Source organism: Gilliamella sp. GillExp13 (assembly GCF_001690815.1).
Lineage (GTDB): Bacteria > Pseudomonadota > Gammaproteobacteria > Enterobacterales > Orbaceae > Gilliamella > Gilliamella bombi.
Window position 1 is genome coordinate 11939 of the sequence record NZ_LZHJ01000002.1, and the last position, 19834, is coordinate 31772.

Below are 19834 nucleotides of genomic sequence, written 5' to 3' on the forward strand. Positions count from 1 at the left end.
TATGGGACGTAAATCAACGATCCACAAACTAGAGCCTGAGGTACGTAGTTATATTGAGAAACTACTACGAGCAGATCAACTTACTCTTGATGAAATGATTGCAGAACTGCAACAAAAATTCCCAAGCAATGAAACTCCTAGCAGAAGCAGTTTGCATCGGTACCAGAAAGGTTTTAATGAAATGACCAATAGCTTACGTGAAATTGAAACGGCATCACGTATTTTGGTTGATGAGCTTGGTGACAGTGTTGATGATAAATCAGGAGCACTACTTGCTCAGGCTGTTACAACGCTGGCAACGCGTGCTGCATTTAAAGCCCATGAATCGGAAGATATCACGATTAAAGAAATTAGTTTTTTAGCGAAAGCAGCCAAAGAAGCCATGCAAGCCCGTCAATTAAGCTTTAAAGAGCGGCAGGAGATCGAAAAAGCAGCACGTGAAAAGTTATTGCGTGAGCAAAAAGAAAAACTGGATGAGCTAGAAAAAACAGGCGAAGTACCAGCTGAAATGTTAGCTAAAGTAATTAAAGCGGCGTATGACTTATGACAGTAAAAAATGAACCGGCCTTAAAACTCTATGACTATCAAAAACAGTGGGTAAACGACACTAGCCGTTTTGCTATTGCAATGTTCTCTCGTCAATGCGGTAAAACCTTTACCAGTACATTACAAATTGTACTCGACTGTTTGCGAGCTGAAGCTCAAGGTAAACGTGCGCGTTGGGTGATTTTATCACGTGGTGAACGTCAAGCACGTGAAGCCATGAATGAGGGGGTTAAAGTTCATCTGCGTGCAATGTCCGCAGGTTTTAAAGAACTCGATTATGATTGGGATGCCAATATTCGAGCGTTAGAAGTTGAATTACCAGGTGGCAGTAAAATTACTGCTTTACCTGCCAATCCAGACACCGCTCGTGGTTTTAGTGCTAGTGTGTTACTTGATGAATTTGCCTTTCATCAAGATAGCCGTGCCATTTGGAAAGCCTTGTTCCCTGTTATTTCAAAGCCCGGATTAAAATTGCGAGTCATTAGCACCCCCAATGGTAAAGGGAATAAGTTCTATGAACTGATGACTGGTAAAGATGATGGTTGGTCACGCCATGTAGCGGATATTTATCAATGCGTTAATGATGGGTTACCTCGAAATATTGAGGAATTACGCAAAGGTGCCGGTGATGATGATTTATGGGCACAAGAGTTTGAACTTAAATGGTTAGATGAAGCGAGTAGTTGGCTTGATTTTGATTTAATTACTAGCGTCGAAGATGAAAAAGCAGGATTGCCTGAACACTATACAGGCAATCCTGCTTTTGTTGGCGTTGATATTGCTGCACGTAATGACCTATTTGTTATTTGGGTCATTGAACTAGTGGGCGATGTTCTTTGGACTCGTGAAATTATTGAGCGTAAACGACTCTCTTTTGCTGAACAAGATTTACTGCTTGATGATGTTTTTAGGCGTTATCGTGTTATTCGTATCTGTATGGACCAAACAGGTATGGGTGAAAAACCGGTGGAGGATGCTAAACGACGTTATGGTGAAATGGTCGTTGAAGGTGTGCTATTTACCGCTCCAAATAAATTAACATTAGCAACACAAGGTAAACAAGCATTTCAAGATAGAAAACTTCGTATTCCCGCTGGCAATAATGCACTTCGTGCTGATTTGCATAAGTTAAAAAAAGTGACTGGCGCAACGGGGCAACCGCGTTTTGTTGCTGATTCTGATAGTAACGGCCATGCTGATAGAACTTGGGCTGCCTTTCTTGCAATTAATGCAGCTAGCCAAGATGGGTATGAAATTGAATACCAATCACTAGGCGTTCGTGATTCTTATCGTTCATTGAATGAATATGCGGTTGGCCCAGAGCTGGAAACAACTGATACAGGCTTTGGCACAGTACGGGGCGGTAACGATTTTGGAGGATTTATTTAATGTTATGGTTTAAAGGCAAAAAGCCACATGTTGAAACAGGACGAGAGCTGGCAGGCACAGGTGAAAATAATGATATTACTAAATTGTTTGTTGGTTCGCTAGCGCTGCCAGATGATAGTGTTCTTCGTAATCGGGGTGGCGGTCGTTTAGATATTTACAAAGAAGTTTTAAATGATGATGAAGTGAAATCGGCATTTACTCAGCGTCAAGATGCTGTTATATCTCGTGAGTGGAAAGTGGAACCCGGAGGCGATAAACCGATTGATATTGAAGCAGCTGATGCAATGAGCGAGTTATTAAAATCGGTTGGGTTTGACCGAGTGACTAAACTAATGCACTACGGTGTTTTTTACGGTTATGCTGTGGCGGAGTTAATTTATGGCATCAAAGATAATCTATATTGGATTGATGATATCAAAGTTCGTGATCGCCGTCGTTTTCGGTTTACTCCAATGGGTGAACTGCGCTTATTAACGCCCAATAATATGCATGAAGGTGTTGCTTGTGATGCACCGTACTTTTGGCATTATGCAACTGGTGCCGATCATGATGATGAACCGTATGGCCTAGGCTTGGCTCATTGGCTTTACTGGCCAAGCTTTTTTAAACGCAATGATATTAAGTTCTGGCTAATTTTTCTGGAAAAATTCGGCATGCCAACGGCAGTGGGCAAATATAGTACAGGTGCAACACAAAAACAAAAAAGGGACTTACTGTCACTCACTCGTGCAATTCAGACCGATTCAGGCATCATCATGCCAGATGGCATGACGCTTGAATTGCTACAAATAGCACGCTCAGGCGCAGGCGATTATAAGGCATTCTATGACTCAATGAATGAAGCAATCAGGCGTGTAACAGTCGGACAAATTACCTCATCAGGCGGCGCATCAAGCTCAATCGGTGGTGATGAATCACTCCAAGCTGCGGTATTAAGTTCTATTGCAAAATCAGATTCTGATGTAATGTGCGAGAGTTGGAATCGAGGACCAGGTACTTGGTTTATACAGATGAATTTTCCCGGTGCTGCTGTTCCTCAGGTTTCACGTATTTTTGATGAACCAGAAGATTTAAAATCAATGTCAGAACGTGATAAAAATATTATTGAATCAACTGGTTTCCGTCCAACTCTTTCGCATGTACAGGATACTTATGGTGGTGAATGGGAAGAAAAACCGCAACTAGCAGAGCCGATTGATGCGCAATCTTTAAAAAACGTTGATTTTGCCGAACAGCAACCGAATAACTTTGCGCCAGTACTTCAGTCACAACTTTTAAACACTGAAATGCAACCCGTTACTGATGGGTGGATTAATCAAATTAAAGAACTGGTTGATAGCGTACAATCGTTAGAAGAATTGCGTGATAAGTTATTTGAGCTAATCCCCAATATGCAATTAGATGAATATGCAAAGGTCATGGCTGAGGCATTAACAGCAGCTAATTTAGCGGGTCGCACAGAACTACTTGAGGATAGCAATAATGGCTAATTTGTCTTTTGGTTCGTTGCCGTTTAAAGAACAAATTGAGTTTTTTAGACGTAAAGCGAATGTGCCAACAAACGGTTACGCTGATATCTACAACAGTGAACATGATTATGCGTTTGTTGTTGCTGGCGCAAATCGTAATGCGTTACTAAATGATTTTAGAGTCGCAATCGATAAAGCTATTAGCCAAGGTACTACCCTTGAAGAATTTAGAAAGGATTTTGCCGAAATTGTCGAAAAACATGGCTGGAGCTATAACGGTAGTTTTAGTTGGCGTACTCGTATCATCTATGAAACGAATTTAAACAGTTCTTACCAAGCGGGTCGCTATCAACAACTACGTGATGCAAAATTTCCATATCTAGAATACTTACATAGTGATTATGTTGAACACCCTCGTGAACTTCATCAAAGTTGGGATCATCTGGTATTAAATTTTAATGACCCATGGTGGAATACTCATTTCCCTCCAAATGGATATGGTTGCCAATGTCGTGTTCGTGGGCGTACTAAAGGTGATCTAAAAAGAATGGGAAAAAATCAACCTGACAAAGCACCAACAATAAATTGGGTTGATAGAGTAATTGGGGAAAATAGTGGTAATCCTAGAATAGTTCGAGTACCTGAGGGAGTTGACCCTAGTTTTGAACATATACCAGGGCAATCAAGGCTTGATAATTTTGTACCAAATCCATTAGATACAGATCCAACTTTAAAACGAGGTTTACCATCAAGCAAAGCAACTGATGAATGGCCAGCTATCCGTGAAGTAAGCAAAAATAGACTGTTAGAAAAGGGCTTAACTGAAGAAGATTATGCCAATATTTTCTTAAATGAATTTGGCGCAACGTTAACTAAGCCGGCTATTTTTAAAGATGTAGCCGGTGATGCATTAGTAATCGGTAAACAGCTTTTCACTGTTAGCAAAACTGGTGAACTGAAAGTGACAAAACGTGGTCGTGAGCAATTTTTATTATTACTGGCGGATTCGTTAAAACTGCCTGATGAAATTTGGACAAGAATGGAATACTTTGATCATCTACAAAAATCGGTAGTTCGTCGGCGTTATATCTCGCGTTTTATGATTGATGGTGAAGTTAAGCCCATGCTTGCGGTATTTGAAGTGGGTGATGATGGTTGGCTCGGTGTGACGACATTTGCGCCTGATAACCCCGACTATCTAGAGCAACTGAGGGTTGGTGTTCGAGTGTTTAAACGAACATAAAATAAAACCCAATCACCGCCACGATTGGGTCGCTGTACGTGGGATTCGAGGCTTTGGCGGAAGCTGCCCGTACATACGATAAAACTAGTATAGGTGAAAAAATGACTGGCGTAAATATTGAGTTTAATATACAAGATGCGCTTGATGCTATGCTTCATATTGAAGCGGCCATAGATGATATGTCTGGTTTATTTGAACACATGGGTGAAGTGTTATTAGATATTCATGAAGCACGCTTTAATGCCCAAGAATCACCAGACGGTATACCTTGGCAAGCATTATCACCGTGGTATCAAGAAAGTAAGCCAAAGCAAAAAGATAAAATTTTAACGCTAGACGGCACATTGCGCAGTACATTACGTTATCAAATAAATGGTAATACCTTGTTATTTGGTACCAACGTAGTGTATGGTGCAATTCATCAATTCGGCGGAACAATTAAACCTGTTCGCGGCAATGCATTAAATGTTGGCGGACGTCTAGCCAAACAAGTGGTAATTCCAGCAAGACCATGGCTTGGCATTAGCGCCCAAGATAAATTACTCTTGGTCGATGTTGTGCGTGAGCACTTGGGTTTTGCTTAAAACGCAATATAACGCGTTTTAAGCCACTTTACTAAAAAAGGCTAATTAGTTTATTTACGAATCGCTTTAATCGTGTTGTAAATGCTTTATAATAAGTTTTTAGTGTATATTTCTTCTATTATTTTGCCGTTCCTCTTTCCAAATCATTAAAAATTTATCTGCCCGCGTTCAGATTACCCTTTTCTCAAAATAAGTCATGATGCTCTATATCAATTTATTGGAGCATTTTTTATGGCACTTATTCCCGTTTTTAAACCTGGTACGCATACTGCGGTAGATGGTCGAAAAATCACTTTTACTTTAGAAAATTGTATTGATTTAGCAGAAAGCTACGATCCAAGTTTGTCAGAAGCGCCTGCTGTAATCGGTCATCCAAAACTAACTGCACCAGCTTATGCATGGGCAAAATCATTTGAAGTAAAAGATGGTTTGGTTTATGCCAAGTTAGATCAGATTAATCCAGAATTTGCTGAAGCCTATAATGCGGGAAGTTATAAAAAACGTTCACTTTCAATTTACTTACCCGATTCACCAGGCAACCCTAAGCCGGGTCATTATTATGCTCGTCACATCGGTTTTTTAGGTGCCGCAGCGCCTGCTATTAAAGGCTTGCCTGACGCCAGTTTTGCGGAGTCTGACGGTGAGCAAGGTGCCGCAGAGTTCTCTATGGCTGATGAAGAATTTGATGAAAATTTGATTTCAATTTTAGCCAATTTGCGTGACCTGCTGATTGAAAAAGCCGGCATTGCCAGCGCCGACCTATTTTTACCGCAATGGCGTCTTGAATCATTGCGTGCAATATCCGACCGAAAACAAAAGGAGAAAGAAAAAATGCCACAACCTTTAAATGCTAGCTTTGCAGAACAGCAAGCGGCAATTGATGCTAAAAATGCTGAACTAGCAAAACGTGAACAAGCATTGCTAGAAAAAGAACAAACTAACAAGCGTGCGGAATTTGCTGCCTTTGCTGATGAATTAGTTAAAGATGGAAAATTATTACCTGCTCATAAAACTACAGTTGTTGAAGTATTTATGGCGTTGGGTAGTGAACCAATTTCATTTGCTGAAGGTGATGCAACTGTTAACAGTTCCCCAGTTGATTTAATCAAAAAAGTACTTTCAGAGCGTCCTAGTTTTATGAACTTTGCTGAAAAATCGGCTGCTAGTGATAGTGAAGATAACGTTGATAAACAAGATCCAAAAGTCATTGCTGATGCAGCCAAAGCCTATCAAAAAGAACAGGCAGACAAAGGCAATACAATTTCAATTAGCCAAGCAGTTACGCATGTAACCAAAGCTAAAAAGTAAGAGCATTAATTACAGGCTGATTATTAATATCAGCATCATTTTAATTTTAACCAAAAGGTTTTTATATGAATATTCCAGGATTAACAGTAGCAAAAACCGCTGAAGGCGAAGTCAAACCCCGTTTAATTGTGTGCCATGGTAGTGAAGATGGGCTAGCAAAAACAGCGATTGACGGTAACGCATTATTAATCGGTGTATCAACAATTGTTGGTGGTGGTGACGGTGAAGTGTTTGATGTTGTGCGCAGTGGGTTGGCACAAGTTTTTTATAGCGAAACAATTGCGATTGGTGATCCAATCACAGCAAATGCGGATGGTCGAGCTAAAAAAGCAATGTCAGGTGATTTTATTATTGGCTATGCCGAAGTTGTGGGTGATGCCGATGAATTAGGCACTATTTGGATTGCACCAAGCAAACAAGCTTAACCTTTTATTTAACTAATGGTCTATGACCTTTAATAAACAATTTTATAAATAGGAGTTTTATATGCAACGTCCTTTTCCCGTTGAACCGCAGTTGACTGCAATTGCTATCGCTTACCGTAATAATAAGTTAATTGCCGATGAGGTTTTGCCCCGTGTGCCTGTTTCTAGCACATCATTTAAATGGCTTGAATTTGATTTTTCAGAGCGATTTACTTTGCCTAATACCAAAGTTGGTAGGACGTCACAACCGAATCAAGTTGAGTTTAGTGCCAAAGAAAAAGAAAGCTCAGTTGAAGATTGGGGACTTGATAGCCCTGTCCCTCAAGATGATATTGATACAGCCATTACAGGTTATAACCCACTTGGTCATGCCGTTGAAGCCACGACTGATTTAATTTTGTTAGATCGTGAAGTTCGAGCAGCAAATTTACTTTTTAATGGTGCAAATTACAGCAATAAACAAACATTAACTACTGCACAACAATGGAATAATCTTGATAGTGACCCAGTAGCATTAATAACGGATGCATTTGATTTAATGATTCAACGTCCTAATATCGGCACATTAGGACGTCGAGTTGCCACAATATTACGCCGTCATCCCAAAATTGTTGCCGCATACCACGGTAATGCGGGTGAAAACGGTCTTGTTCCGCTAGGGTTCTTAGCTGACTTATTAGAGTTAGAAGCTATTTATGTCGGTGATGCCTTTTTAAATAGTGCAAAACCCGGAAAATCACCCGCATTACTTCGTGCTTGGGGCAATAAAGCATCATTCACGGTACGTAATAAATTAGCGAATACTAAAGGTGGTGTCACATTTGGTTATACAGCGCAGTTTAAAGATCGTGTTTCGGGCTCGATTGTTGATCCTGATATTGGTTTACGTGGCGGTCAACGTGTTCGTGTCGGTGAATCTGTCAAAGAACTCGTTGTAGCTAAAGATGCTGGCTATCTGTTTGAAAATGTTATTCCCGCAAACAGTTAATAATGTGAACAACAACCAACGGTAATTTATCGTTGGTTTGGGTAAAGATGATGAATATTCCATACATTACATTGCTAAATTTATCCGAACGTCCAGGACTCATTGAGCTATCTCAATTGGTTGCTCAAGATGGTGAAATACCCATAGATTCTAATTTATTGGAAGTCATTATTAATGGTTGTGATGTTTCAAGTTGGTTGTCTGATGATGTTATTAAGGCAAATCGAGCAATCTCACGCATTAATGAATCAATCGCTGATACTGAAGCTGAAATAAACGGTTTTTTACGGCAACGTGGACACAAACTGCCCCTTGTTAAAGTACCACGTCTGTTAACTGATTGGGCACGCATTATTGTTCGTTACAAATTGCATCGCAATCGTGTTTCTGATGAAAAAAGCGATCCTATCGTGCGTGATTACAAACAAGTTCTGGGCTTTCTAAAAATGGTAGCTGAAGGGAAATATTCGCTTGGTATTGATGATGCTTTGCCTGTCGCAGGTGGTGTACCAAAACAGACTGGACCGGTAAGAGTATTTGATATGAACACATTACGGGATTTTGGACGATGAGTAGCGCACCATTTGATGTATCAGTCATTGCTGAAAAATTAAAAGGTTTAATGTCTGATAAAACCTTAGTTTTTGTTGGTACCAGTGCTGAATACAGCAAGCTGACTGATTTAACTTCAGTACCTACCCCTGCTGCTTACATTTTGCTTGGTAAGGAAACGCCGAATGATAAGCCAACAGGAACACGGCAGTCAGTCAGTGTTAATTTTGGTGTTGTGGTTGTTGCACGTGATATTTCAAGTCAAGCAACCAATATTCAAAATGTTAAACAGCTAGCAAACCCCGTTATAGGTGCGGTGCGTGATTTGTTGATTGGTAAAACAGTTCAGTTTATTGATGGAGTTCGTCCAGTCACATGGGTTGGTGGGCAAACGTTAGGTTTTCAAAATGGCGTTCTAGTGTGGATTGATTCATTTCAAACCCAACACTTCATCGGTAGCCGATAAATAATTTTAGGAGAAAGATATGTCAGATTTATTAATGAGTTTGCAAGGTACCATAAATCTTGCCACCCGTAATACCGCCAGTTCACCCGTTCGACCTAATGCCTTTCGGCATGTTGGTACCGCTGACTCTTGCGAGATGGAGTTAAGTGTTGAAACCGTGACACAAAATGAATCATACACAGGACAACGCTTACAAGTTGGTGAATTAACACTAGGTAAAAGTGGCACGTTAAATCTTACGTTAAAAGATTGGTCAATCGAAAACATTGCGTTGGCTCTTTATGGTGAAAAGATTACTGTTGATTCAGGTATAGCGACAGATGAAAAATTACCAGAAAACCTGATAATTGGTGATCGTATCAAGTTAACCCATCCATTTGTAGCTGATGTCGAGTTAAAAACGCCAGATGGCTCTACATTAGTATTAGGCACGGATTATGAAATTGAATCTGCTCACGCTGGATTAATCAAATTATTAACTACAACAGCATTAACTGCAACGGTAGATTATTCATACGCTAAGACTGAAAGTCTGGGCATTTTTACCCGTCAACCGCCTGAGCGTTGGTTTATGCTCGATGGTATCAATACTGATAGAGAAAATGAACATGTAATTGTGGAGCTATTCCGCGTTAAATTCAATCCAATTTCTAACTTTTCATTACTACACAATGAGGGATACGGTGAATTACCGTTAACTGCGACTGTTCTAGCTGATATGAGCCAAAGCAAGGATAGTTCACTTGGTTATTTTGGCTCATATGTTCAAAAGGCGAAATAATTATTAATACTGCGGTGATGTTTCACCGCTAACTTAATCAAGTTGTAGGTAAATAACATGGCAGAAAAAGTGACAGCAACAAAAGAAGAATCAAATGATTTAAACGCATTAATGCCGAATCGTGAAATCACGCTAGGAGGCGAAATAATTACAGTACGTGAATATTCATTTAAAGATGCACTAACAATCGGTAACGAAATTGACCAGTTTGTTGCATTAATTGTGAATGAAATGAACGGTACAAACAAAATCACTATTGAGCAAGCCGACACAATTATTATGGGTAATTTAGAGTTGGTTTATTCATTAATCAGTACCTCTATTCAAAAACCGATTTCGTTTATTGAAGCGTTGTCATATGAAGATGGTTTACAACTACTTGATTGGTGGTGGGTTGTTAATTCTCGTTTTTTTATGAACGCGGTAACTCGCAAAATCATTCGGCAAAACGCTGCAAAACAGGCAAATCAGTAAGCTGGAGTGAAGTTTTTACATTATTAATTAAAAACGGACATGATGCGCAGCAGTTACCGCATTACACGCAACGCCAATTACTGCTGTATTACGATGAATTAATTAAGTTACAAAACCGAGAACGAGCTAACCGAATTGAGGATGTTTGTGTTGGCTTTAATAGTGGTAAACAAGTTACAAAGTTTGTAAAACAGTTACGCGGAGAGCAATAATAATGGCTAATAACGATATGAATATTGCAATGAAGTTCACGGCTGACGTGAATCGTGCTAAAAAAAATATTCATGAAGTGAGTGATGAAGTTAAAGATTCAGCAAAAACCATTCAAGAAGCAAACCGCAAAAATGCTGAAAGTTTCCAAAAATTATTTAATCAACAATCTGAATCATGGAAAAGAGTTCATATTGAATCTTTGTGGGATGATTACATCAAAGAGCAAGAAAAACTTGCTAAGGCACAAGAGGCAGCGGCAAAAGTTACTAAGGCTCATCAAAAAGAGGTTGAGAAATTAAAATCTGGATTGGATCAATTATTAGCCAGCATTGATCCAGCTACTAAAGGTTTAAGCCGATTAGATGCATTAGAAAGTAAGCTACGTCAATCAAAAAAAGCGGGGATAATTGATAGTAATACGTTTGATGATTATTTATCAAAAATCAGTAATCAACGTGCCGCGTTATCAACGGTTGAAACGCTAAATGAAAGTACTAAAAAATTAGATTTAAATACCAAAGGTGCTCGTCGTAGTATCGCCAGTATGTTTAAACAATTAGCGAACGGTAATTTTGCATCAGCGGGAAATTCATTGCTAACAATTGGTAATATGACTGGGCGACTACCGCCATTATTTAGCGCTACTACTTTATCAGTGGGTGTTTTTATCGCGACTTTTTACAAAATGTCCCAAGTGATAAGTACAATAATTTCAGACCAAGAGCGATTTAATCGTGCATTAATTTCAACGGGTAATTATGCCGGTGCTACCGCAGGCGGGCTTGAGGCCATGTCTCAACGTATCGGTAAAATTAATCATAACTACAGTGAAACACGTGGTGTTATTGCTGAACTGACATCAGAGGGGAGATTATCAGCAAAATCGATTGAAAACATTGCTACAGCATCAGCATATATGGCACAAGTGACAGGAAAAAGTGCCCAAGACGCCGTTCAATCATTTAAAGGTATTGAAAATTCGGTCACTAGCTGGGCTGTTGAAAGTAATAAACAATATCACTTTTTAGATCTGGCTACTTATCAGCGTATAAGCGCGTTAGAAGAACAAGGTAGAACCGAAGAAGCTATTGCAATCGCTACAGATAAATATGCTTCAGAGATGGAAGTCAGCGCTAATAAGATGAAAGAACAGCTCAATTGGTTAGAAAAGGCATGGAAAAATTTTAAAAATGGAGTAAGCGATGTTGGGAATGGATTAAAAAAAGATATTAAATTTAGTTTAGGGTTATCAAGCCCAGAAGAAAATATTGAACGAATGGAGGGAGCTAAAAATAGAGGTTTTTATATTGTACCTGGGGCAGGATATATTCCATACAATGAAAATGACGATAAAGCATTACAAGAAAAACAGGCTCAACGAGATAAACGGCAACAAGAAGCACAAGAAAAGCATGATACTGATGTCATTAATGAAAAAGCTATCAATGCCCAAAAAGAACTTGACGAGCTTCATAAACAAAATGCAACTGATGCCGAAAAGCAAGCAAAAGCGGTTGAGGATTTACGTAAAAAATATGAAGCACTTTGGGCTGATGAAAAAGGTCATAAAGATTTGCAAGCACAGGGCGTTACTTCAAGTGACGGAAAATCATTTGCTGGTGGTCAATATGATAAAGATGTTAAAAATATTACTGATAAAGGAATCCAAGAATACAATAAAGGGATTGAAAAATCACTTAAGCTAACTACTGAATTGCAACGAGTGATGCATGAAATCAATGAAGGACAATATAAAAATGCATCACAAGCAGAGAAAGACAGAGCGATCGCATTAGCAAAACAATTAGATGCTAAAAATGCAGCCAAACATAATAAAAAAACTGATTTTTCATTAACAAATGACAAAACTAATCTAGCATTGCAACAACAATTAAATGAACTATTACTTGGCACAAAGGCTAGTGATGACACAGTTAAACAATGGTACAACAACTTATTAGCTCAATTTAAAAAAACGGGTAACAGAGAAGGTATCGACTTAATCGACCAAATTTTACCCCTGAAAAAAGCTGAAGCAAATTTAAATGAAATCACAACAAAAATTCAGCAAGCACAATCACGTCAATCAACGAAAGAACAAAGGATTCAAGCACAAGTAACAAGTGGGTTAATTACACAAGTTGAAGCGCAAAGCCAGTTAATTGATTTGCACAAGCAAACAGCGCAAGAACTTGCCAAATATTTACCTACTTTGCAAGCTATGACTGAATTACCAGGACAAGCTGGCGAAAATGCCCAAAAAGCGTTGGCAACATTACAACTACAAATTGCAGAACTAAATAAAACCACAGATGCACTTACTAATGCATTTAAAAACGGATTGCAAAGTGGCATTCAAGGTAGTTTAGATAGTTTGGCTAAAGGTACCTTTGAATTAAAAGATGCACTAAAAAATCTAGCGCAAAGTATTTTATCGTCGATGGCGCAAGTTGCGACAAAAGGTTTAGCAGATATGGCAATGAATGGACTATCAAATTTAGGTAGTTCGTTATTTGGTGCTGCCACTGATGCTGCTGCTTCAGCAGGACTGATGGAAACAGCAATTGCAACCAGTTCGGCAACTGGTGCTGGATTAATGGGTGATTCTATTTCTATGTCAGCAGGTATTGGGGCAGAAACGATTTCGGCATCAATGATTACAGCCGGAACAACAGCAGGTGAAATTATTAGTGCAGCAATGATTTCAGCATCAAGTGCTAGTGCTGGTGCAAATGCGGGCAGTTCTGCTATAGGCGCGGCAGCAGTAGCTGCTGCAACAGGTGGTTATATAACCGGAGCCGGAACATCAACGTCTGACTCGATTCCGGCAAAACTATCTAACGGTGAATATGTTGTTAAAGCTGCCTCAGTTAAAAAATATGGTGTTGACTATTTACATGCGATTAATACTGGGCGATTGCATCGTTACGCAACTGGCGGTTTAGTTTCTAATGTTAGCAGACCAACAGCACCCAATTTATATGATGAAAACTCATCATCAAAAGCAACTAACCAAGCACAATCGGCACCGGTTATTCAACAAACTTTGGTTTTAGATAGCGGTGAAATGATGAAATCAGGTATTAGTTCTGTTGCTGGTTCTCGTGCCATGATGACATGGATTCGTGCAAACTCCCAAACGCTAAAACAGGAGTTGTCATAATGAAAAAATTTTTATGGCAAGCTGCTCCCGATTGGACTAATGGCATAACAGAAATACTGGAATGGAAAACCGATATTTTACAATCGTACAGTGGTGCAGAACAACGCATTGCTAGACGGTTATCACCTCGTCGTACATTTGAGTTTTCTATTTTAATTAATGGTAGTGAGCGTTCCAAATTTGAGAATCGATTGGCGTTTGTTGGTGGTAATTCGTGGTATCTGCCTATTTATACTGATGTTACCTATTTGAATGATGATGTCAATCGTGGGGCTATAGTTCTGCAGTGCAGCACAATAGGTCGTGATTTTGTAGTTGGTAATAAAGTACTAATTAAAAGTGAGATTAACAATGTTAATCAAACAGCATTGCTTGAAGTCGCAGCGATAAGCACAGATTCAATCACATTAGTTAATCCAGTTAAATCAAATTTTTTGGCCGGTGCATGTATTTATCCTACTCGATTAGCTGTATTAACAGATGTTCCAGAATTGACTCGATATAATGATGATTTATTAAGTGCGCAAATTCGTTTTCGAATTACTGAACATAACGCATTTAGTAACAATATTTCATTTTTACCCATTTATCGCCATTTTCCTGTGTTAAATATGCATCCGGATTGGTCAGAATCGTTAAAAGGTCGATATGAGCGATTTTTATTAGAACTAGATAATGGCTCAAGTATTCCAAGTCGATTAGATACTGCAAGATTGCCCTTTTTTGTTCAGGAATTTAGATGGTTTATAACGGAACGAGTTGAGCAAATGCAATTACGACAATTGTTTTATTATCTAAATGGTTGTCAAAAAAATATTTGGGTTTCAAGTCAAGCAAGCGATTTTAATGTTCTAACTGTTGATGGTCGAGTTCTTGAAGTTGAAAACACGGGGTTTAATGAAATTGGATTAATGTTTGGTCGAAAAGATTTAGTTATCACGTTATGTAATGGCAATGAGCTATATCGTCGTATTGAACTTGTCGCTATCGTTTCTGATGAGATTGAGCGTTTATTGCTCAATGAATCAATCAATGCAAATGCTGAAGATATTTTGTCAGTCTCATTTTTAACACTGTGTAGATTAGATTCCGATTCTGTCAGCTGGGAACATGTTACTGATGCCGATGGACTAGCCAATATAACTTGTAGTTTTAGAGGAGTACGCGATGAGCTGGAATCAATTTGAGTATTCAACCAATAATGGTAAACCATTAACGCTATATGAATTTATTCGTAATGAACAAAAATATTATCGCTATACCAATGCTGACCGAAATATTGATTTTAATGGTGTGACGTGGATAAGTGAAGCAATCAGTAATACAGGACTAAGTATAGGCACGGGTAATAGTCTAGAAATTACATTGCCGTCAACATCTGATGTAGTTCGTTTATTTCGTGGAGTACCGCCGACTAAACCCGTGGTAATCAAAATGTATCAGTTACACGAAAATGACAATGAATTTAGAGTTATCTGGGTTGGAAAAATTCAAGAAGTTAAGCGTGAATCAATTGAAAAAGCAAAGTTAATTACGGCAAGTGTCGCAAGTTCGTTTGAACGAAGCGGTTTAAGATTAACTTATGGCCGTTCATGCCCCTATGCCCTTTATGACCACAATTGTCGAATTTGGCAAGATAATTACAAAGTGGCCAATATTGAAATCATTGCTCTTGATGGAGCAAATATTACTGTAAATATATCGAATATTGCATCAGGTTATTTTTCTGGTGGATATATGGAATTTTACATTGATGGGATTAAAGAGCTACGCGGATTAAAAGCGCATGTTAATAATGTGATAGGTATTTTAGGGGGAACTCAAGGTTTACATAAAGGTATGCATATTAACTTGTATCCAGGATGTGACAAAACAATCAAAACCTGCAATGAAAAATTTAATAACCATCTCAATTATGGTGGACAGCCACACATTCCGGGCATTTCACCGTTCACAATCGTCAAACTGTTTTAATTTGGAGGAATTTTATGTGGTGGGCTGTTGCTAAATTTGTTGCTGTTATTGTTGCCAGTTATGTGATTGCACGTGTTACTGCGAAACAACCAAAAAGTAATCGTCCAACCGCTGCAACCGAAGATGATTGGAATATGCCGATACCTGATGAGGGCACTCCTCAGTGTGTTTTTTTCGGTGACTGTTGGACTGCGGATTGGTTTGTACTGGGTTACGGTAACTATCGTTATAGTGCAATTCGTAAGTAAATTGGAGCATTTATTATGAAAATAACAATGGAACATATTCGTGCGGGCGGTGGTTGTGCCGGAGGATTACGTGAGTTTTTTAAACGCTATAACTTGGATTTAAATGCGTTTATTCGTGATGGATATATTGATTCAGAAATAGTTTTAAAAACAGGTGATGCGTTAGCACTACATATTGTCAATATTGCAAAAACAGGGATGAAGTCAAATGGGATCTAAAAAGAAAAAGGTTACCGTAGGATATCGTTATTCATGGGATTTATTTTGCGGGTTAGGTCGTGGTCCAATTAACTCTATTGTCGCAATTACTGCTGATAAGAAAATTGTGTGGTTGGGAAAAGAAAGTGACGCAAATAAGAATTGCACTATTTACATTAATAAGCCCAATTTATTTGGTGGAGAAGACACTGGTGGTGAAGGTGGTATTCAGGGGAACCTTGAAATAATGATGGGTGAACTAAACCAAATTCCATCAAATAGTTTAAAAAGTATTTTAAAAGGATTGATTCCGGGATTTCGTGGTGTGGTCACAACATTTTACTCCGGATTAATAAGTTGCTATAGCGCATCACCAAAACCGTGGTCATATCGAGTTCGTCGAACAACTAAAGGGTGGGATAAAAATAATGTTTGGTATCCAGAAAAATGTTTGATCTTATTGCGTGATGATTTATCTGAAATAACTGGCATTGATAGTGAAATAGAAAGCCGCATGGGACCATTGAATTCCAGAGGTCGAGGTCATTTAATAGATAAAAATAAAAGTAAAGAAGAAATTGAAAGAGAGAGAGAAGAACAAAAACGAAAAGCAGAAGAACGCCGAAGGAAAATTGCAGAGTTACGAGCAGCACTGAATAAAAATGTTCGTGATATACATGCAATGAATCCTGCACACATATTATTCGAGTGCGCAACCAATCGAGATTGGGGGCGTGGCTTAAACTGGGATGAAATTGATATTGAAAGTTTTAAAAAAGCGGCAGACACACTATTTAATGAAAAGTTTGGTTTATGTTTTCGATACAACCGACAAGACCAACTGCAAACATTTATACAGCAAATTTTAGACCATATTGGTGCTGCTCAATATGCTGATTTATCAACAGGGAAATTAACATTAAAGCTGATTCGCAACGACTATGATCCAGAAAAATTACCATTATTTAATTATGATAACGGTATTTTATCAGTACAAGATGATGATTCAGCGAGTAATGATGCTACATATAATGAAATAGTTGTTACATATAGTAATCCTGTAACACATGAAGATGGAACTGTTCGTGCTCAAAATCTAGCATCAATTCAACAAGTCGGTTTAATTAGTAATTCAGTTGAATATAAAGCAGTGCCAACACAAGAACTGGCCGCTCGCGTGGCTGAGCGAGATCTTGAAATGAATGCAGCGGGCATTACACGTTTAATCATTAAATTTGATAGACGTGGCGGCATATTAGAGCCGGCATCGTGTTTCCGTGTATCGTTGCCTGACCGTGATATTGAAAATATGATTCTCCGAGTTGGAAAAATAGAAGAACAAAGTGATGGTTCGTTATTAATAACCGGTGTGCAAGATGTTTTTAGCCTATCATCTACATCGTATAGTGCATCACAACAAGCTAACCGATGGGTAGCTCCGGATAACTCAATTCATGCTGTTAATGATGTGCAACTAATCGAATTACCATATGCGGTATTGGTATCAACATTAAGTGCGGCAGATCTAGACTATGTTAATCCATCCTCTGGTTACATAGGTGTAATGGCATCAGCCCCCACTCCCGCATCAATTAATTATATTTTACAATCTCAGGCTACCGGAGCTGAATTTGTTACACAAACTCAAGGAGATTGGACTCCATGTGCAACACTAATAAATGATATCGAAAAGTTAACAACAAAATTTGAAATTGAATCTGATTATCAGCCAAAAGTTGGTGAAGGTATATTAATTAATGACGAATTCATGCGCATCGATTCAGTTGATATTAAAAATAATACAATTATTGTAGGTCGTGGTTGCCTAGATTCATTACCGAGAGCGCATAAAGCTGGCTCTAATATTTGGTTTTACATGAACAATATTGAAACTGATGATATTGATTATTTATCAAGTGAAAAAGTTGATGTAAAACTCTTAACGCAGACAAGCGCTGGCACTCTAAATGAAGGTATAGCGCCAATTAAGAGTGTTTGTATGCAGCATCGTCAAATTCGTCCATATTTGCCGGGCAATATTAGAATCAACAATATGTTATATCCTGATTCAATTAAAACTGCTGAAAATTACGTTTTGAGTTTTGCACATCGTGACAGAGTATTACAAATTGATAGATTGATTGACTGCTTATCTAGCAATATTGGACCTGAAAATAATACAACATATCAAATTGAAATTTCTGATTCGTATACAAAAGCAGTACTTTGGCAAATTAATACAACTAATACATTAATTCAATTACCGTATTCATCGACGGACGATAATATCAATGATGATATTCATATTCTAACGTTATATACAATTCGTGACGGTTATGAATCACTAAACAAATTCACAGTAAAACTGCCAAAAGGACGGGTAATGACTGATGTCTCGGAGGTTGATAATGCAGAGTGAATATTATTACGGACAAGGTAAAGTATATTTAGCTCCATACATTACTGGTAATACTCAATGGCGTTGGATTGGTGATGTATCATCACTAAAACTAAACTTTGAATTTGAAGAACAATACAGTAAACGCAGTATTGGTGGTCGTCTGGTAAATCATCAGCGTTTTATAACATTCACTGGCGGAAATATTACAGCAACATGGTTTGAGCGTTCTGTTGAAAATCTATCATTAATTTTAGGTGGTAAGCACATAAATGGCGGCCAAAGTTGGCAACGAGAAAAGTTCAATGGCATCGCATCAGGAATGAATGTTTCATTGAGGCATCAGAACATTAGAGATATCTATATTCAAAATCTAACTGAAAACATCGATTTTATTGTTAATTATGAATTCGGTTCAGTTCAATTCATTACAACTCCATCTAAACAACCGTTCATTGTTGAATACGATTATTCGGCTGGCTCAGGAATTGGTATTTTAAATAGTGAACCTATTGAGTTAATGATGCGTTATGAAGGCATTAATCTAGCAAATGAAAACGATAAAGTATTTGTCGAATTTTATCGACTATCACTAGATCCAATTGAAGCCATTACATTAATTGATGACAAATCAGAATTTTCCAATATTGAAACTGTATTGCAACTATTACCCGATTTAACCAAATCACCCAAATCTGATTTTGGGCTATTTGGGCGTTTTTATAAACCAACTGAATTTAAAACTATTTATTGCAATGATGAAATTATTGCAAATGACGATTACTACGCAGCGTATTGAGGATGTATAAACTATGAATAAACAAAATGCAACTACTGAAGCGTTAAATAATGAGCAAGATTATGCTCCAGAAAATCCTGAATGGGGAAAAGTACGGCTCATCATGCGAGATGATACGGTGGGTGGTGGGTTAAATGGTAATTTAAACAAACCCATTATTGACCTAGCAAAACGCATGGCGTACATCAAGAAACAAAATGAAGATATCACAGAACAAGCAAAAACTGGATTTATACTATTATCTTCATTTGAAGATGGGGCAAAACTCACATTAGCGAATGAAGTACTTTTATATAAATCAGACGGGCAATATTATCGATGGACAGGTGATCTGCCTAAAATAATTGTAGCTAATAGCACACCAGAAAGCTCTGGAGGAATTGGGGGTGGTAGGTGGGTTTTGGTTGGTGATTCATCGTTAAGAAGTGAATTATCTGGTTCAGATGGTAGCGCTCGTATTGGTTATAAAGGCTCTACAGTGCAAGCAGAGTTGGATAGTAATGGTTTACTAGATTATTATATTTCTCAGATGGCAGCGGGTCAAACAGTAAAAATCGCATGTTATGGCGATTCGACAACAGATGGAAATACGACAACAGGCTGGATTAGAAATGTA

At 38.3% G+C, this 19834-nt stretch carries 19 protein-coding genes and 1 pseudogene; all 20 read left to right on the plus strand.

What is annotated here, in order from left to right; genetic code table 11:
* Nucleotide 1 precedes the first annotated feature (1 nt).
* On the plus strand, nt 2-547 hold the full coding sequence (locus A9G37_RS00395; RefSeq protein ID WP_065574284.1) for a phage protein Gp27 family protein: 546 nt from the start codon (nt 2-4) through the stop codon (nt 545-547).
* Nucleotides 544-1935 (plus strand): terminase large subunit domain-containing protein, encoded by a 1392-nt coding sequence (locus A9G37_RS00400; RefSeq protein ID WP_081297586.1) that lies wholly within the window; start codon nt 544-546, stop codon nt 1933-1935. The genes A9G37_RS00395 and A9G37_RS00400 overlap by 4 nt, the downstream gene beginning before the upstream one ends.
* Nucleotides 1935-3425 (plus strand): DUF935 domain-containing protein, encoded by a 1491-nt coding sequence (locus tag A9G37_RS00405; protein WP_141670975.1) that lies wholly within the window; start codon nt 1935-1937, stop codon nt 3423-3425. The genes A9G37_RS00400 and A9G37_RS00405 overlap by 1 nt, the downstream gene beginning before the upstream one ends.
* Nucleotides 3418-4647 carry a PBECR2 nuclease fold domain-containing protein gene (locus A9G37_RS00410; protein ID WP_065574286.1) on the plus strand — a complete coding sequence of 410 codons (1230 nt, stop codon included), beginning with the start codon at nt 3418-3420 and terminating at the stop codon, nt 4645-4647. Before A9G37_RS00405 ends, A9G37_RS00410 begins: the two co-directional genes overlap by 8 nt.
* A 53-nt stretch (nt 4648-4700) precedes the next feature.
* Nucleotides 4701-5231, plus strand: a complete 531-nt coding sequence (locus A9G37_RS00415) for a phage virion morphogenesis protein (RefSeq protein ID WP_218059261.1) — start codon at nt 4701-4703, stop codon at nt 5229-5231.
* A 231-nt stretch (nt 5232-5462) separates the two neighbouring features.
* Nucleotides 5463-6539, plus strand: a complete 1077-nt coding sequence (locus tag A9G37_RS00420) for a hypothetical protein (RefSeq protein WP_065574288.1) — start codon at nt 5463-5465, stop codon at nt 6537-6539.
* A gap of 65 nt (nt 6540-6604) precedes the next feature.
* On the plus strand, nt 6605-6964 hold the full coding sequence (locus A9G37_RS00425) for a hypothetical protein (RefSeq protein WP_065574289.1): 360 nt from the start codon (nt 6605-6607) through the stop codon (nt 6962-6964).
* A 61-nt stretch (nt 6965-7025) separates the two neighbouring features.
* Nucleotides 7026-7952 carry a phage capsid protein gene (locus A9G37_RS00430; protein ID WP_065574290.1) on the plus strand — a complete coding sequence of 309 codons (927 nt, stop codon included), beginning with the start codon at nt 7026-7028 and terminating at the stop codon, nt 7950-7952.
* Nucleotides 7953-8002: 50 nt separating this feature from the next.
* Entirely contained in the window at nt 8003-8524 is a 522-nt protein-coding gene (locus A9G37_RS00435; RefSeq protein WP_065574291.1) for a gp436 family protein, read from the plus strand.
* Complete coding sequence (locus tag A9G37_RS00440) at nt 8521-8970, plus strand: phage tail terminator protein (RefSeq protein WP_065574292.1); 450 nt, start codon at nt 8521-8523, stop codon at nt 8968-8970. Before A9G37_RS00435 ends, A9G37_RS00440 begins: the two co-directional genes overlap by 4 nt.
* 19 nt (nt 8971-8989) lie before the next feature.
* Nucleotides 8990-9751, plus strand: a complete 762-nt coding sequence (locus tag A9G37_RS00445) for a hypothetical protein (RefSeq protein ID WP_065574293.1) — start codon at nt 8990-8992, stop codon at nt 9749-9751.
* A gap of 57 nt (nt 9752-9808) precedes the next feature.
* Nucleotides 9809-10225, plus strand: coding sequence for a DUF6631 family protein (locus A9G37_RS00450; RefSeq protein ID WP_065574294.1), 417 nt, complete (start codon nt 9809-9811; stop codon nt 10223-10225).
* 214 nt (nt 10226-10439) lie between these two features.
* A complete protein-coding gene (locus A9G37_RS00455) occupies nt 10440-13601 on the plus strand; it encodes a phage tail length tape measure family protein (RefSeq protein WP_065574295.1) in 3162 nt (1053 codons plus the stop codon).
* A complete protein-coding gene (locus A9G37_RS00460) occupies nt 13601-14788 on the plus strand; it encodes a hypothetical protein (RefSeq protein ID WP_065574296.1) in 1188 nt (395 codons plus the stop codon). The genes A9G37_RS00455 and A9G37_RS00460 overlap by 1 nt, the downstream gene beginning before the upstream one ends.
* Complete coding sequence (locus A9G37_RS00465) at nt 14769-15575, plus strand: phage BR0599 family protein (RefSeq protein ID WP_065574297.1); 807 nt, start codon at nt 14769-14771, stop codon at nt 15573-15575. The genes A9G37_RS00460 and A9G37_RS00465 overlap by 20 nt, the downstream gene beginning before the upstream one ends.
* 14 nt (nt 15576-15589) lie before the next feature.
* A complete protein-coding gene (locus A9G37_RS00470; protein ID WP_065574298.1) occupies nt 15590-15823 on the plus strand; it encodes a hypothetical protein in 234 nt (77 codons plus the stop codon).
* 15 nt (nt 15824-15838) lie between these two features.
* Nucleotides 15839-16042 carry a hypothetical protein gene (locus tag A9G37_RS00475; protein ID WP_065574299.1) on the plus strand — a complete coding sequence of 68 codons (204 nt, stop codon included), beginning with the start codon at nt 15839-15841 and terminating at the stop codon, nt 16040-16042.
* Nucleotides 16032-18440, plus strand: a complete 2409-nt coding sequence (locus A9G37_RS00480) for a phage tail protein (protein ID WP_065574300.1) — start codon at nt 16032-16034, stop codon at nt 18438-18440. The genes A9G37_RS00475 and A9G37_RS00480 overlap by 11 nt, the downstream gene beginning before the upstream one ends.
* Nucleotides 18430-19218 (plus strand): hypothetical protein, encoded by a 789-nt coding sequence (locus tag A9G37_RS00485; protein WP_065574301.1) that lies wholly within the window; start codon nt 18430-18432, stop codon nt 19216-19218. Before A9G37_RS00480 ends, A9G37_RS00485 begins: the two co-directional genes overlap by 11 nt.
* Nucleotides 19219-19231: 13 nt before the next feature.
* Nucleotides 19232-19834, plus strand: a pseudogene (locus tag A9G37_RS00490) (hypothetical protein); the annotation flags it as partial.

Bases quoted from the DNA above. Each gene is read 5' to 3' on its own strand.
- A9G37_RS00395 (WP_065574284.1), top strand. From the start codon at position 2: ATGGGACGTAAATCAACGATCCACAAACTAGAGCCTGAGGTACGTAGT.
- A9G37_RS00400 (WP_081297586.1), top strand. From the start codon at position 544: ATGACAGTAAAAAATGAACCGGCCTTAAAACTCTATGACTATCAAAAA.
- A9G37_RS00405 (WP_141670975.1), top strand. From the start codon at position 1,935: ATGTTATGGTTTAAAGGCAAAAAGCCACATGTTGAAACAGGACGAGAG.
- A9G37_RS00410 (WP_065574286.1), top strand. From the start codon at position 3,418: ATGGCTAATTTGTCTTTTGGTTCGTTGCCGTTTAAAGAACAAATTGAG.
- A9G37_RS00420 (WP_065574288.1), top strand. From the start codon at position 5,463: ATGGCACTTATTCCCGTTTTTAAACCTGGTACGCATACTGCGGTAGAT.
- A9G37_RS00425 (WP_065574289.1), top strand. From the start codon at position 6,605: ATGAATATTCCAGGATTAACAGTAGCAAAAACCGCTGAAGGCGAAGTC.
- A9G37_RS00430 (WP_065574290.1), top strand. From the start codon at position 7,026: ATGCAACGTCCTTTTCCCGTTGAACCGCAGTTGACTGCAATTGCTATC.
- A9G37_RS00435 (WP_065574291.1), top strand. From the start codon at position 8,003: ATGAATATTCCATACATTACATTGCTAAATTTATCCGAACGTCCAGGA.
- A9G37_RS00440 (WP_065574292.1), top strand. From the start codon at position 8,521: ATGAGTAGCGCACCATTTGATGTATCAGTCATTGCTGAAAAATTAAAA.
- A9G37_RS00445 (WP_065574293.1), top strand. From the start codon at position 8,990: ATGTCAGATTTATTAATGAGTTTGCAAGGTACCATAAATCTTGCCACC.
- A9G37_RS00450 (WP_065574294.1), top strand. From the start codon at position 9,809: ATGGCAGAAAAAGTGACAGCAACAAAAGAAGAATCAAATGATTTAAAC.
- A9G37_RS00455 (WP_065574295.1), top strand. From the start codon at position 10,440: ATGGCTAATAACGATATGAATATTGCAATGAAGTTCACGGCTGACGTG.
- A9G37_RS00460 (WP_065574296.1), top strand. From the start codon at position 13,601: ATGAAAAAATTTTTATGGCAAGCTGCTCCCGATTGGACTAATGGCATA.
- A9G37_RS00465 (WP_065574297.1), top strand. From the start codon at position 14,769: ATGAGCTGGAATCAATTTGAGTATTCAACCAATAATGGTAAACCATTA.
- A9G37_RS00470 (WP_065574298.1), top strand. From the start codon at position 15,590: ATGTGGTGGGCTGTTGCTAAATTTGTTGCTGTTATTGTTGCCAGTTAT.
- A9G37_RS00475 (WP_065574299.1), top strand. From the start codon at position 15,839: ATGAAAATAACAATGGAACATATTCGTGCGGGCGGTGGTTGTGCCGGA.
- A9G37_RS00480 (WP_065574300.1), top strand. From the start codon at position 16,032: ATGGGATCTAAAAAGAAAAAGGTTACCGTAGGATATCGTTATTCATGG.
- A9G37_RS00485 (WP_065574301.1), top strand. From the start codon at position 18,430: ATGCAGAGTGAATATTATTACGGACAAGGTAAAGTATATTTAGCTCCA.